The sequence below is a fragment of the Streptomyces sp. 11-1-2 genome (assembly GCF_003595545.1).
Lineage (GTDB): Bacteria > Actinomycetota > Actinomycetes > Streptomycetales > Streptomycetaceae > Streptomyces > Streptomyces hygroscopicus_B.
Map to the genome: position 1 here is coordinate 3987597 of NZ_CP022545.1, position 14261 is coordinate 4001857.

The 14261-nt window shown below is 73.0% G+C and carries 10 protein-coding genes; 4 read left to right on the forward strand and 6 right to left on the reverse strand.

The features are described from left to right. Window positions 1-188 precede the first annotated feature (188 nt). The gene (locus tag CGL27_RS17000; protein ID WP_014060441.1) at window positions 189-458 is read left to right on the forward strand and encodes a hypothetical protein; all 270 of its coding nucleotides are present in this window, start codon (window positions 189-191) and stop codon (window positions 456-458) included. A 25-nt stretch (window positions 459-483) separates the two neighbouring features. Next, window positions 484-2130, forward strand: coding sequence for an FGGY family carbohydrate kinase (locus CGL27_RS17005; RefSeq protein ID WP_240450529.1), 1647 nt, complete (start codon window positions 484-486; stop codon window positions 2128-2130). Window positions 2131-2300: 170 nt separating this feature from the next. Here CGL27_RS17005 and CGL27_RS17010 read toward each other — a convergent pair whose 3' ends face one another. The 5 genes from CGL27_RS17010 to CGL27_RS17030 all read right to left on the reverse strand — a co-directional run bounded on the left by CGL27_RS17010 (window position 2301) and on the right by CGL27_RS17030 (window position 9900). Next, the gene (locus CGL27_RS17010; RefSeq protein ID WP_119994422.1) at window positions 2301-3542 is read right to left on the reverse strand and encodes an RNA polymerase sigma factor; all 1242 of its coding nucleotides are present in this window, start codon (window positions 3540-3542) and stop codon (window positions 2301-2303) included. 340 nt (window positions 3543-3882) lie between these two features. Further along, window positions 3883-5898, reverse strand: coding sequence for a DNA primase (gene dnaG / locus CGL27_RS17015; protein WP_119988088.1), 2016 nt, complete (start codon window positions 5896-5898; stop codon window positions 3883-3885). 75 nt (window positions 5899-5973) lie between these two features. Next, window positions 5974-7269 carry an FAD-dependent oxidoreductase gene (locus tag CGL27_RS17020; protein ID WP_078641251.1) on the reverse strand — a complete coding sequence of 432 codons (1296 nt, stop codon included), beginning with the start codon at window positions 7267-7269 and terminating at the stop codon, window positions 5974-5976. Between the two features lie 277 nt (window positions 7270-7546). Next, entirely contained in the window at window positions 7547-8908 is a 1362-nt protein-coding gene (locus CGL27_RS17025; protein WP_119988090.1) for a deoxyguanosinetriphosphate triphosphohydrolase, read from the reverse strand. Beyond that, window positions 8905-9900, reverse strand: coding sequence for a sirohydrochlorin chelatase (locus CGL27_RS17030; protein WP_240450985.1), 996 nt, complete (start codon window positions 9898-9900; stop codon window positions 8905-8907). Before CGL27_RS17030 ends, CGL27_RS17025 begins: the two co-directional genes overlap by 4 nt. Before the next feature lie 205 nt (window positions 9901-10105). Between CGL27_RS17030 and CGL27_RS17035 the strand changes: the two genes are divergently transcribed. Beyond that, the gene (locus tag CGL27_RS17035) at window positions 10106-12394 is read left to right on the forward strand and encodes a molybdopterin oxidoreductase family protein (protein ID WP_119988093.1); all 2289 of its coding nucleotides are present in this window, start codon (window positions 10106-10108) and stop codon (window positions 12392-12394) included. 26 nt (window positions 12395-12420) lie between these two features. On the opposite strand, the gene CGL27_RS17040 is transcribed toward CGL27_RS17035, so the two are convergent. Beyond that, a complete protein-coding gene (locus CGL27_RS17040; RefSeq protein WP_119988096.1) occupies window positions 12421-13407 on the reverse strand; it encodes an adenosine deaminase in 987 nt (328 codons plus the stop codon). A gap of 155 nt (window positions 13408-13562) precedes the next feature. On the opposite strand from CGL27_RS17040, the gene CGL27_RS17045 reads away from it, so the two are divergent. Next, a complete protein-coding gene (locus CGL27_RS17045; protein ID WP_162953011.1) occupies window positions 13563-14222 on the forward strand; it encodes a Uma2 family endonuclease in 660 nt (219 codons plus the stop codon). Window positions 14223-14261: the final 39 nt, after the last annotated feature.

Below are 14261 nucleotides of genomic sequence, written 5' to 3' on the forward strand. Positions count from 1 at the left end.
GCGACACATACATTAGCGCAAGCAGGGGGGTGCTCCGCCAATCGGTTCGCCGCGTCCGCCCTCGGGCGATCCGCGGCCGTTCCAGGGATGATCTTCTACGTGATCGTGGGTGATCTGCGGCGCGGGCGGGTAGGCGCGCAGCACGACCCCGGGGTCCGGACGTGAAGGACAGCGAGAAGGGCAGGTCGATGCGCTACCGGCTGACGTTCATCACTGGGATGGCTGTGGGTTACGTGCTGGGCACGCGAGCGGGCCATGAGCGGTACGAGCAGTTGCGCGCCTGTGCGCAGAAGTTCGCGCGGAATCCGGCCGTCCGCAATACCGCCGAGTCGGCCGCGCAGGGAGGCCGACTGGCCGCCGTGCGGGCGCTGGACAAGGTCCGGCCGCTGCGCGAGAAGATCGGGCAGCGCGACGCCCGCGCGGTGGGCGAGGACGACTGGGGCACCAGCAACACCTAACCGCGGCGGTGGCATGATCTGATCCATGGGGATAGTCGCCGGGTTGGACAGTTCGTCCGAGAGCACACGAATCGTCGTCTGTGACACCGATACGGGTGCCGTGATCAAACAGGGGTACGCCCCGCACCCGGTCGGCGGCAGCGGCGATGTGGATCCGCAGGCGTGGCTGATGTCCCTCGGCGAGGCCGCCGAGGGCGGGCTGCTCGAAGGGGTCCAGGCCATCGGCGTCTCGGCGCAGCAGCACGGGTTGCTGGCGCTGGACGCGGGCGGGGTGCTGGTGCGCCCCGCGCTGATGGGCAACGACAAGCGCGCACAGTCCGCGGCCGCCGACCTCACCGAGGCGCTCGGCGGCCGCACCGCGTGGGCCCAGGCGGTCGGCGCCGTGCCGACCGCCTCGCAGCCGGTGGCCAAGCTGCGCTGGCTGGCGCGGAACGAGCCGGACTCGGCGCACCGCGTGGCCGAGCTGATGCAGCCGCACGACTGGCTGGTGTGGCAGTTGCTGGGGCGGCCGGTGCGGCGTACGACCGACCGCGGCACGGCCTCCAGCAGCGGCTACTGGTCGGCGGCGAACGGATCCTGGCGCCCCGATCTGGTCCAACTGGCCCTCGGTCACCAGGTGCGGCTGCCCGAGGTCATCGGCCCTGCCGACGCCGCCGGGCACACCCCCGAGGGGCTGCTGATCTCCGCCGGTACGGGCGAGACCATGGCCGCCGCCTTCGGGCTCGGGGTCGGGGTCGGCGACGCGGTGATCTCCCTGGGCGCCTCCGGCTCGGTCTTCTCCGTCCACCATGAGGCGCTGGCCGATCCGACCGGCACGATCCTGTCGTACGCGGACGCCACCGGGATGCATCTGCCGGTGGTGCATACGCTCAACGCGGTACGGACGCTGCGCGGTACGGCGGAGCTGCTCGGTACGGATCTCGACGGGCTCTCCGCGCTCGCGATGAAGTCCACCCCGGGGTCGTACGGGCTGGTACTGCTGCCCTATTTGGAGGGTGAGCGGACCCCGCATCTGCCGCATACGGCCGGCACGCTGACCGGACTGCGACGCGAGTCGATGAAGCCCGAACATCTGGCGCGGGCCGCGTTCGAGGGGATGCTGTGCGGGCTCGCGGACGCGCTGGACGTGGTGCGCGGGCGCGGCGTCCAGGTGCGGCGCGTCTTCCTGCTCGGGCCCGCGGCCGATCTGCAGGCCGTCCGCGCGATCGCGCCCGCGCTGCTGGGGGTGCAGGTCGTGGTGCCCCAACCCGCCGACTACGCCGCCCTGGGCGCGGCCCGCCAGGCCGCGTGGGCGCTGGGCGTCTCGCACGGCACCCAGTCGCCGCACGAGCCGCCGCGCTGGCCGGCCGCGGCGAGCCAGGTCTTCGAGCCGGGCGAGGAACTGCCGGTGGGGCAGGCGGTGCGGCAGCAGTACGTGGCGGTGCGGGAGCAGACCCACCCCGGGGCCTTCGAGCCCGAAGCCTTCGAGCCCGGGACCGTCGAGCCGGGAGCCCAAGAGGCCGTGGAGCATGGGGCGGGGGTGGGTACGAGGCCGCGGGGTTCGAGACCGGGGGGTTCGAGACCGGGGGTGGTCATGATCATGGGGCGAGCGGAGGGTACGGGGCGACGTGAGGCCCTGGGGTCTCGGGGGCGGGGCGGACGTGAGGGCCCCTGGGGTTTTGGCCGGGCATGAGCCGCCCTGGAGTGTTTTGGGCCAGGCGTGAGCCCTGGGTTTTGGGCCGGGCGTGAGCCGTGGGTTCGGGCCGGGCGTGAGCCCCGAGTTCGGGCCGGGCGTGAGCCGTGGGTTTTGGGCCGGGTGGGGCTCGGCCCGGCCTGCCTGGGGCGGGGTCGGTGCCCGGATCGCTAGTCCAGATAGCCGCGGAGCTGATCGGCGAAGGCGTGGTCGCGGAGCTTGTTGAGCGTCTTCGACTCGATCTGGCGGATCCGCTCCCGCGTCACCCCGAAGATCCGGCCGATCTCCTCCAGCGTGCGGGGGCGGCCGTCGGCCAGTCCGTACCGCAGCTGCACCACCTTGCGTTCGCGCTCGCCGAGCGTCGACAGCACGGCCTCCAGGTGCTCGCGGAGCAGCAGGAAGGCCGCGGACTCCACGGGTGAGGCCGCGTCGCCGTCCTCGATGAGGTCGCCGAGGGCCACATCGTCCTCCTCACCCACCGGGGCGTGGAGCGACACCGGCTCCTGGGCCAGCCGCAGCACCTCGCTCACCCGCTCCGGGAGGAGGTCGAGATGGGCGGCGACCTCCTCGGGGGTGGGTTCGTAGCCGCGCTCCTGGAGCATCCGGCGCTGGACCCGGACCACCCGGTTGATCAGCTCGACGACATGCACCGGGACCCGGATCGTCCGGGCCTGGTCGGCCAGGGCTCGGGACATGGCCTGGCGGATCCACCAGGTCGCGTACGTCGAGAACTTGTACCCGCGGGCGTAGTCGAACTTCTCGACCGCGCGGATCAGGCCGAGGTTGCCCTCCTGGACCAGGTCGAGCATGGTCAGGCCGCGGCCGATATAGCGCTTGGCGACGGAGACGACGAGCCGGAGGTTGGCCTCGATCAGCCGGCGCTTGGCCATCCGGCCCAGGACCACCAACCGGTCGAGGTCCACGGCGAGTTGAGAGTCGAGGTCGGGGGTGTTGCCGAGTTTCTCCTCGGCGAAGAGACCCGCCTCGACCCGGCGGGCCAGCTCGACCTCCTCGACCGCGGAGAGCAGCGGTATCCGCCCGATCTCGCGGAGGTACTGGCGGAAGAGGTCGGCGGAGGGGCCGCTGGTGTCGGCGCGGGCGGGCGGCTCGATCGGTTCGACGGGCTCTACGACGGTATCGACGATCTCCACGGGCTCGGCGGGCTCGACCGGCTCGGCGGGCTCGGCGGATTCCGCTTCGGGGGCGCCGTCGGGGTCGGGATCGGGGTCGGCAGCTATGTCGGCCATGGCGTCCGGTGCGGCGTCCTGGTCGGTCTCCGGTGCACCCTCCGGGGCGAGGTCCGCCGGGTCCTCGGGCACGGCCGACGCTACCGGTGCGGCGCCGGGCGGGCGGGCGGACACGGGGTTCGGCGACGCCGCGAGGGCCGCGTCGGTGAGGGTCTGGGTCTGCACGGGGGCGACCTCCAGGGTGATCGCTGCTGAGGGGGCAGAACGATCGGGCACGGCACGGCGGCCGCGCCGCCGTCCGTCCCGTACATCATGAGCGGATCTGCGGGGGATTCCGGCCCTACCTGACCAACACCGCCGCGCTCCGAGGACTCAGGCACCGCATCCCAGTGTGGGGTACGACACAGGCCTGCCACGAGGGGCGTGCGGGCATTTTTTGCTCAGCGGCCCGTGACCGTACGACTACCCGGCGGCTACGGCGCCCCCTACGGCCCGCCTGCCAAGGCACGAACGCGCTGGCCGGAACCCCATCCACCGGCCCTCGCCCCCCTCTGCCCCGCTCGGCCTACAGCGCCGCCGCGCCCCGGTCCCGGAGGGACTGGCCGTACTGCTGCAGCACCCACAGCTCGTTCTGCACGGTGGCGAGATGGGCGGGGTCCGCGTGCTGCCCCAGGCGCTGGAGGGCGCCCCGCACCTCGGTCACGCGCTGATTCACCGCGGCCAGCCGTACGGCCACCAACTGCACGCCCGCGTACACCTCGTCCGGGTCGCGGCGGGTGTGCGGCGGCTCGACGGCGAGCTCGGTGACCATGGCCCGGACCGTGTCGTCGGGGGCCGCCTCGCGGACCCGGGCGAGATAGTCGGCGTCCGCGGCGGCCGTACCGCCCGCGTCCTCGATGGTGCGGCGCACTGCCGCGTACGGCGGGGCGGTGAACTCGTCGATGCCATAGGCGTCGAAGGCCGGGGAGACCAGGTCTGGATGCTGAAGCGCCAGCTTGAGCAGCTCGCGCTCGACGCGGTGGGCGGGGCTGCGCAGATTCAGCGCGGGACCACGCGGGACCGGCGGCGCGCCCGCGGCGCCATGGCCTCCGGGCCCGCCCGGCCCGCCATGGCCTCCGGGCCCGCCATGGCCGCCCGGACCGCCGCCGCGCTGGTCACCCCGTCCGCCGTACCGGGACCCGCCCGGGCCGCCGCCCCGCTGATCGCCGCGGCCACCCTGCTCCGGGCCGCCCGGGCCGCCGTTCTGCCTGCTGCGGGCCAGCCCGCGCACCCGGCGGATGATCGACTGCTCCTCCGCCTGGGTGGCGATGCCGACCATCCCGATCAGCCGGATCGCATAGCGGTCCCGCAGCCCGGGATTCTTGATCGCCGCGACGACCGGCACCGCCTCGTCCACCGCGGCGATGCGCCCCTCCTCGGTGTCCAGGTTGTACCGGGAGACGATCGACTTCAGCGCGAAGGCGAACAGCGGCGTACGGCTCTCGACCAGGGACGCCACGGCCTCGTCGCCGCGGGCCAGCCGCAGTTCGCACGGGTCCATCCCGTCGGGCGTGATCGCGATGGAGGTCTCGGCGGCGAACCGCTGGTCGTCCTCGAAGGCGCGCAGGGCCGCCTTCTGCCCGGCCGCGTCGCCGTCGAAGGTGAAGACGACCTCCGCGCCCGCGTTGTCCATCAGCAGCCGTCGGAGGATCTTGATGTGGTCGCCGCCGAAGGCGGTGCCGCAGGTGGCGATGGCGGTGGTGACCCCCGCGAGATGGCAGGCCATGACGTCCGTATAGCCCTCGACCACCACTGCCCGGCTGGCCTTGGCGATGTCCTTCTTGGCGAGGTCGATGCCGTAGAGGACCTGGGACTTGCGGTAGAGCGGGGTCTCGGGGGTGTTGAGGTACTTCGGGCCGTTGTCGTCGTCGCGCAGCTTCCGGGCGCCGAAGCCGACGACCTCACCGGAGATGTCCCGGATCGGCCACATCAGCCGGCCCCGGAAGCGGTCGATGGGGCCGCGACGGCCCTCCTGGACGAGCCCGGAGAGGATCAGCTCCTTGTCGGTGAAACCGCGGCCGCGCAGATAGCGGACGAGATGGTCCCAGCCGGCCGGGCTGTAGCCGACGCCGAAGTGCTGCGCGGCGGCCTGGTCGAAGCCGCGCTCGGCCAGGAAGGTGCGGCCGATCTCCGCCTCGGGGCGCTCAAGCTGCTCCACGTAGAACTGCGCGGCCGCCTTATGGGCCTCGACCAGCCGGGTGCGCTCGCCCTGCTGGCGGCCGGGGGTGTAGCCGCCCTCTTCGTAGCGCAGGGTGATGCCGGCCTGGGAGGCCAGCCGCTCGATGGTCTCGGCGAAGGAGAGGTGGTCGATCTTCATGACGAAGTCGACGGTGTCTCCGCCCTCCTGGCAGCCGAAGCAGTAGTAGAGCCCCTTACTGGGGCTGACCTGGAAGGACGGGGATTTCTCGTCATGGAAGGGGCACAGGCCCTTGAGATTGCCACCTCCCCCATTGCGCAGCTGGAGGTATTCGGACACGACGGCGTCGATCGGGACCGCTGCCCGGACCGCCTTCACGTCGTCATCGTTGATCCTGCCTGCCACGCCCGAATTCTACGGCCGGGGTCCGACACGGCTGTCCGTCGCCTGCCGGACCCCGGTGGGAACGTGCCCCAGGGCCTACGGGAGCAGCGAGGTCAGCGGGACGGACGGGTCGGCCAGGGCCGCCGCGTCGAGCTGGTCGCCGCCGCGGATGAGCCGTTGGATCGATTCGGTGACGTCCCAGACGTTGACGTTCATGCCCGCGAGCAGCCGGCCGTCGTTCAGCCAGAAGGCGATGAACTGCCGTTTGCCGACGTCGCCGCGCACCAGCACCTGGTCGTACGAGCCGGGCGGGGCGTAGCCGGAGTACTCCAGGCCGACGTCGTACTGGTCGGAGAAGAAGTACGGCACCCGGTCGTACGCGACGTCCTGGCCGAGCATGGCGCGGGCCGCCGCCGGGCCGCCGTTCAGCGCGTTGGCCCAGTGCTCGACGCGCAGCCGGGCACTCCGCGGGAGTGCGGCCCGTACGGGGGTGCCCTCGAGGAAGCCGAGCGGGGCGGAGGCGACGTCGCCCGCCGCGAAGATGTCCGGGTCGCTGGTGCGCAGCGAGGTGTCGACCGCGATACCGCCGCCCGCCGCGCGGTCCACCACCTCCAGCCCCGCGGCCTCGGCGAGGGCGGTGCGCGGGGCGGCGCCGATGGCGGCCAGGACGCTGTGGGCGGGGTGCTCCTCGCCGTCGTCGGTGAGGGCGGCCAGCACCATGCCGTCCTGGCCGGTGATCTCGGTAAGGCGGGCACCGAAGTGGAAGCGGACGCCGTGCTCGCCGTGAAGGTCGGCGAAGAGGGCGCCCAGCTCGGGGCCGAGGACGGGGTGGAGCGGGGTGGGCTCGGGCTCGACGATGGTCACCTCGGCGCCGTAGCCGCGGGCGGCGGCGGCGACTTCGAGGCCGATCCAGCCCGCGCCCGCGATGACCAACTGGCCGTTGTCCCGGCCGAGGGTGGTGAGGACGCCCTTGAGCCGCTCCGCGTGGGCGAGCCGGCGCAGATGGTGGACCCCGGCCAGATCGGTGCCGGGGATGTCGAGGCGGCGCGGCTCGGCGCCGGTGGCCAGCAGCAGCCGGTCGTAGTGGACCCGGGTGCCGTCGCCGAGGGTCACGGCCTTGGCGGCGCGGTCCAGGTGGACGGCGGGCAGGCCGAGGTGGAGCTCGATGTCGGCCTGGGCGTACCAGGCGGGCTCGTGGACGAAGACGCTGTCGCGCTCCTGGCCGCCGGTGAGGAAGCCCTTGGACAGCGGGGGCCGCTCATAGGGGTGGTCGCGCTCGTCACCGATGAGGATCACCCGCCCGGTGAAGCCCTCCGCTCGCAGGGTTTCCGCGGCTTTCGCCCCGGCCAGACCCCCTCCGACGATGACGAATGTCTGGTGTGCGTCGACCACTTGTATCCTCCTCGCTGCCGAGCAGTGCCGAGCAGTGCCTCTATGAGTGCCTTACCCCGGTCGCGTCAGGTCGTGCTCTCCGAAAGGGGTGCCAAATGCTGTGCCCATGGCTGTGCCAGAGGCTGTGCTGAAAATCCGTGCCAAAAGCTGTACCGAAAGCTGTGCGGCACCCTGTGCCGAAAGCTGTGTCACAGGGGAGCCTCCCGCACGGCGAGTGCGTCCGGAAGGGCCCGTACGCCGGACGTGTGCACGCAAGCCGGATCCGGCGGGCCGCGGTTCACGCGGTGAGCCGGGCGTGGAGCCACCGGGCCGAGGTGTCGGTCAGGGAGGCGATCTGGTCGACGATCGCCCGCAGCCGGCCCCGGTCGTCCCCGGCCGCGTCGAAGAGCGCGCGGAACTGGGGGTCCAGGCCCTCGGGGGCGCGGGCGATCAGGGCATCGCCCAGCTCGGCGATGACGACGCGCTGATCGGCCCGGACCAGCTCCTGGTCGGGGCGCTGGATGACATACCGGTCGGCGACCGCCTTGAGGACCGCGCACTCCAGGCGCGCGGCGCGGGGGACGACCAGCTCGGCGTGGTAGCGGGCGAAGCGGCCCGTGCCGTACGCCGCGCGGGTGGCGCCCTCGGCGGCCAGGCAGAAGCGGCCGATGAGCTGGCTGGTGGCGTCCTTGAGGCGGGCCTGGGCGACGGACGAGCCGTCGTAGCGGTGCGGCCACCACTCCTGGCCCAGCAGCCGGTCCAGCGCCTCGGCCAGCTCTCCGGGCTCGGCCCCCGGGGCGTAGCGGTCGGCGGCGACGGCGAAGACCTCGCGGCGCTCGGGCTCGGAGAGCAGGCTCGCGGGGTCGAGATGGCCCGCGTGCAGCCCGTCCTCGACATCGTGGACGGAGTACGCGACATCGTCGGCCCAGTCCATGACCTGCGCCTCGAAGGTCGTACGGCCCTCGGGGGCGCCCTGCCGGTACCACGCGAAGATCGGGAGGTCGTCCTCGTAGACCCCGAACTTCGGGGAGCGGGGGCTGTACGGATGGCCGCCGCGCGGCCAGGGGTACTTGGTGGCGGCGTCCAGCGCGGCGCGGGTGAGGTTGAGGCCGACGCTCACCGGCTCACCGGCCTCCGGGCCGGGCACGAACCGCTTCGGTTCGAGCCGGGCCAGCAGCCGCAGCGACTGCGCGTTTCCCTCGAAACCGCCGCAGGGCTCGGCGATCTCATTGAGCACCCGCTCACCGTTGTGCCCGAACGGCGGATGGCCGAGGTCATGGGCGAGGCAGGCCGTCTCCACCAGATCCGGGTCGCAGCCGAGGGCGGCCCCCAGCTCACGGCCCACCTGGGCGCACTCCAGGGAGTGGGTCAGCCGGGTGCGGGGCGTGGCGTCGTAGGCCAGGGCGCGCCCGGCCGGTCCGGGGTCGGCGGCCGGTGTGGCGGGCACCACCTGGGTCTTCCCGGCCAGTCTGCGCAGCGCGGCGGAGTGCAGCACCCGCGCCCGGTCCCGCTGGAAGGCGGTCCGGCCCGGCCGCTTGTCGGGCTCTGGCGCCCAGCGCTCGAGGTCCGCCGGGGCATAGCCGGGGACATGGCCGGTGCCGGCCTCGGGGGCACCGGTCGGAGGGGCCGGATCCGGTTCAGGAGGTGCGCTGCGACTCATACACCGACGGTAGCCGCCGGTGGTGACAAGGGTGCGAAGGCGAGGGTCTGTTCGTACCGGCGCAGTATGAGACGCGCCACCGCCGGGTGGGCGCCGAGCGGGGCGGCCGCGATCCTGGGGGCGGCGTGTGCGCATTGGGTGACGCCTGCGCCTTGGGCGGCGTTCGCGCACTGGGTGGCGAAGCGGCCGGGCGCGGTGAAGTAGGAGGCGACCGCGATCCGGTCATGGCCGAGCGCGGCCAGGGCCCGTACGGCCTCGGGCACGGTGGGCCCGGAGCCGGAGGCGTAGCCGGGCAGGACGGGCACACCGCCGAGCCGGGCGCTGAGCAGGGCGGCGGTCCGGGCCACGTCGACGGCCGCGTCCGGGTCGCGGGAGCCCGCCGCGGCCAGGACGACGCCCGCCCGGTGCGAAGCCGCGACGCCCGCGACGCCTGTCCCGTGCGAAGCCGCGACGCCCGCGACGCCTGCCCCCTGCGGAGCCGCGACGCCCGCCCCGTGCGGAACCCCGGCCCGGTGGCCCGCCTCCGCCAGCCGGGCGTGCAGCGCCTCGGCGAGCAGCGGGTCCGGGCCGAGCGGGGCGGCGATCCGGGCGGCGAGGTGGGACGCGGCGGCGACGGCGTCCGGGATGTCTTGTTTGGTGTGGTAGCCGCGGCTCAGGAGCAGCGGGACGAGCACGGCCTCACCGCGCAGCGCGGCCAGCGTGTCGGTCAGCAGCGGCTGGTTGAGCTCGATATGGCCGAGACGTACGGGCAGTCCCGGGCGGAGCGCGCGGACGCGGTCCAGGAGTGCGGTCACGGTGCGCAGCGCCTCGGGGTCCCGGCTGCCGTGGGCGACGGCGACGAGCGTCGGCGGGCGGTCGCGGCCACCCCGGCGGACGTCGTGGCGGCTGCCAGGACGGCTGCTGTGGCCCAGCCGGTCGAGCTGGATGGTGAGCTGTGCGGTGAACTGGGTCATGAGCCGCTGGGCACTGTCGAAGTCCGCCGTGCTGTCCATATCGGCCGTGCCGTCGGGGCCAGGAGAACCGGAGGGGGGCGTCATGACCAGAGCGTGGCAGCGGCAGATTGCACCGCCGTTGCGCGGCCGTGACGGGTGGTTGCGCCGATTTCACCGGCCGCCGGGCCCCGTGCTGAGGTCCGCTTCCCGCAGGCGTAATCCGAGGCGACGCGGGCCGTAACACGGCCGTAGCACGCTCCTTGGCATGGCGCACGTTCCCGGGGAGCACTCCCCCGCCCCCGACCCCGCCCCCGTCGACACGCACTGCCCTTACTGTTCGCTCCAGTGCGGGATGACGCTGCGCCCGCTGCCGCCGGGCGGCGGATCGGACGAGCGGCCGGGCGGTGTCGAGGTCATCGAGCGCACCGCCTTCCCCGTCAACCGCGGCGCGCTCTGCGGTAAGGGCCGCACCGCGCCCGCCGTGCTCTCCTCCCGGGTGCGTCTGACCGAGCCGCTGGTCCGCCGCCCTGACTCCGGTCGGCTCGAACCGGCCACCTGGGAGGAGGCCCTCGACCGGATCGCCGAGGGCCTGGAGGCGACCGGCCGGACGTACGGCCGCGACGCGGTGGGGGTCTTCGGCGGCGGCGGGCTGACGAACGAGAAGGCGTACGCGCTGGGGAAGTTCGCCCGGGTGGTGCTCGGCACCTCGCAGATCGACTACAACGGCCGGTTCTGCATGTCCTCGGCCGCCGCCGCCCATCAGCGGGCCTTCGGGCTGGACCGCGGGCTGCCGTTCCCGCTGGCGGACGTGGCCCGCACCGGATGCGTCGTCCTCGTCGGCTCGAACCTGGCCGAGACCATGCCGCCCGCGCTGCGCTATCTGACCGAGCTGAAGGAGGCGGGCGGCCGGCTGATCGTGGTCGATCCCCGGCGCACCCGTACGGCGGAGCAGGCGGATCTGCATCTGGCGCCGCGGCCCGGCACCGATCTCGCGCTCGCGCTGGGGCTGCTGCACCTGGTGGTCGCGGAGGGCCGGGTGGACGAGGAGTTCGTCGAACGGCGCACCAGCGGCTGGCCCGAGGCGCGGGCCGCCGCGATGGCCCACTGGCCGGAGCTGGTGGAGCGGATCACCGGCGTCCCCGTCCCCGACCTCCGTAAGGCGGTCACGATGTTCTGCGACGCCGAGAACTCGATGGTGCTGACCGCCCGGGGCCCCGAGCAGCAGTCCAAGGGCACCGACACCGTCGGCGCGTGGATCAACCTGTGCCTGGCCACCGGCCGCGCGGGCCGCCCGCTGTCCGGCTACGGCTGCCTGACCGGCCAGGGCAACGGCCAGGGCGGTCGCGAACACGGCCAGAAGGCCGACCAGCTACCCGGCTACCGCAAGCTGGCCGACCCGGCCGCGCGCGCCCACGTGGCGGCCGTATGGGGCGTCGAACCCGACGCCCTCCCCGGGCCGGGGCGCAGCGCGTACGAGCTCTTGGACGCGCTCGGGCGGGACGTCCGGGCGCTGCTGCTGATGGGCTCCAACCCGCTGGTCTCCGCCCCGCGCGCGGCCCATGTGGAGTCCCGGCTGCGGTCGCTGGACTTCCTCGCGGTCGCCGATGTCGTGCTCTCGGAGACCGCCGCGCTCGCCGATGTCGTCCTGCCGGTGGCGCAGTGGGCCGAGGAGACCGGGACCATGACCAACCTGGAGGGCCGGGTCATCCTCCGCCGGGCGGCCCTCACCCCGCCGCCGGGCGTCCGGACGGATCTGTGGGTGCTGAGCGGGCTCGCGGCCCGGCTCGGCTGGGAGAAGGGGTTTCCGGCCGACGCGGAGGAGGTCTTCGAGGAGCTGCGGCGGGCCTCGGCCGGCGGCCCGGCGGACTACTCGGGCATCACGTACCGGAGGATCGCGGAGGAGGACGGGGTGTTCTGGCCCTGTCCGGAGCGCGCGGAGGGGACCGCCCGTAAGGGCGCGGAGGGGACCGACTCGGAAGGGACGGAGCTTGCCGCCAAGGGGATGGAGCGGGCCTCCGAGGGCACGAAGCGGGCCTCCAAGGAGGCGGAGGAGACCGGCTCGGAGCGCGCGGAGGTAGCCGCCGGTCCGCATCCCGGTACGCCACGGCTGTTCCTCGACCGGTTCGCCACCGACGACGGGCGGGCCCGGTTCGCCCCCGTGAGCCATCGCCCGGCCGCCGAGGAGCCGGACGCGGCGTATCCGGTCCTGCTGACGACGGGCCGGGTGCTGGCCCAGTACCAGTCCGGCGCCCAGACCCGGCGCGTCACCGAACTCAACGAGGCCGCACCCGGCCCCTACGTCCAGCTCCACCCGCTGCTCGCCGACCGGCTGGGGGCGGCAGAGGGCGTACCGATCGCGGTGGTCTCCCGGCGCGGCCGCGCCGTGGCCCCGGCCCGCATCAGCCGGGACATCCGGCCGGACACGGTGTTCATGCCGTTCCACTGGGCGGGGCCGGGGCGGGCCAACACGGTGACGAACCCGGCGCTGGATCCGGTGTCGCGGATGCCGGAGTTCAAGGTGTGCGCGGTACGGCTGGAGCTGGCCGAGGGCTGAGGACTGAGGGCTGATCGCCCCAGGGCTCAGCGGGTCCAGCCGTCGACCTCCTTCAGGTACGCCGCCCGCGTCTCCTCGTCCAGGAAGGCGGCCTCGAAGGAGTTGCGGGCCAGGGTGCGCAGGGTCGCCTCGTCGAGGCCGACCGCGTCCCGTATGGCGGTGAAGTTGTCGCCCACGTACCCGCCGAAGTAGGCGGGGTCGTCGGAGTTGACCGTCACCAGCAGACCGGCGTCCAGCATCGCGGGCAGCGGATGGTCCTCCAGGCGGTCCACGACGCGCAGCCGGACGTTCGACAGGGGGCAGACGGTCAGCGGGGTCCGGCCCGCGACCAGCCGGGCCACCAGCGCCTCGTCCTCCAGGCAGCGCACCCCATGGTCGACGCGGTCCACGCCGAGGATGTCCAGCGCCTCCCACACATACGCGGGCGGCCCCTCCTCCCCCGCGTGCGCGACGCACTTCAGCCCGGCCTCCCGCGCGAGCGCGTACACCTCGCGGAACTTCGACGGCGGATTCCCGACCTCCGCCGAGTCCAGGCCGACGGCGGCGATCCGGTCCAGGTGGGGGCGGGCCGCCTCGAAGGTCGCCAGGGCCGATTCGGCGCTCTCGTCGCGCAGGAAGCACATGATCAGGCGCGTGGTGATGCCGTACGTCCCCGGCGCCGCGTCCAGCGCGCGGGCGATCCCGCGGATGACGGTGTCGATCTCGACGCCGCGCGCGGTGTGCGCCTGCGGGTCGAAGAAGATCTCGGCATGGCGCACACCCTGCGCACGGGCGCGGGCGAGATACGCGTTGGTGAGGTCGGCGAAGTCGTCCTCGGTGCGCAGCACGGTCATCAGCGCGTAGTAGAGGTTCAGGAAGTCCTGCAGATCGCTGAAGGAGTACGCGGCCCGCAGCTCCTCCTGGGTGGCGTACGGCAGCTCGACCCCGTTGCGCTCGGCGAGCGCGAAGGCCAGATCGGGCTCCAGGGTGCCCTCGATGTGGAGATGGAGCTCTGCGGTGGGGATCGGGGGCATGGAGGGGATCACCTGCTGGTTTTCGGTGGTGCGGAATGACTGGTCAAGGCTATGCGGGAGCGGATGCATCACCCTTGTGGGGGTAATGCGAACGGAAGACGGATACCGCCGGAGGCCCGTCGCTACGGTGAGCGAGACAGTACGCTCCGTAGCAGATGGAGGACACGGTGACCGCGATATTGGAGCGGCCGATGACCACAGAAGACGCACCGGCAGTCGAGGAGCCCCGAAAGGGGCCCCGCACTGAGTTCGAGGAACTACTCCGGACCACGGAAGAACTGGATACACCGGACGGCTACAAGGCCGAGCTCATCAGGGGGAAGATCGTCGTGTCGCCGTGGTCGAGGCCGTTTTACAAGCGGCACATGAGGTCACTGCGCCTGCAGCTCGCGCCCCATGTCCCCGAGGGCCATGACGCCGATACCTCCCCCCTTCTCTTCAGCTTCCCCACATCCGAGCGCGCCTACGGCCCGGATCTTCACGTCGCGGACCTGAAGGCTTTCGTGGGTGACGCACGCCATGTGGACGGCGCGGCGCTGTCCCTCGTCGCCGAGCTCACGTCCGTCTCCACCCGGGATGTCGACTGGCAGGAGAAGCTCGAGGTCTACGGTCGCCATGTGCCGGTCTACCTCGTGCTCGACATGCAGACCGAAGAGATCACGGCTTTCTGGGACCCTTCGGACCACGGCTATCTCGCCCGTATGACGGTCCCGTTCGGCAAGCCGCTGCCCATCCCCGCGCCGTTCGATTTCGAGCTCGAGACGACCGATTTCGTGGATGAGCCCGAAGAGGATCAGGAGGAAACCGCCGAGTAGCCCGACGCAACCGCCACCCCCTCTCCGGCGTCCCACAGC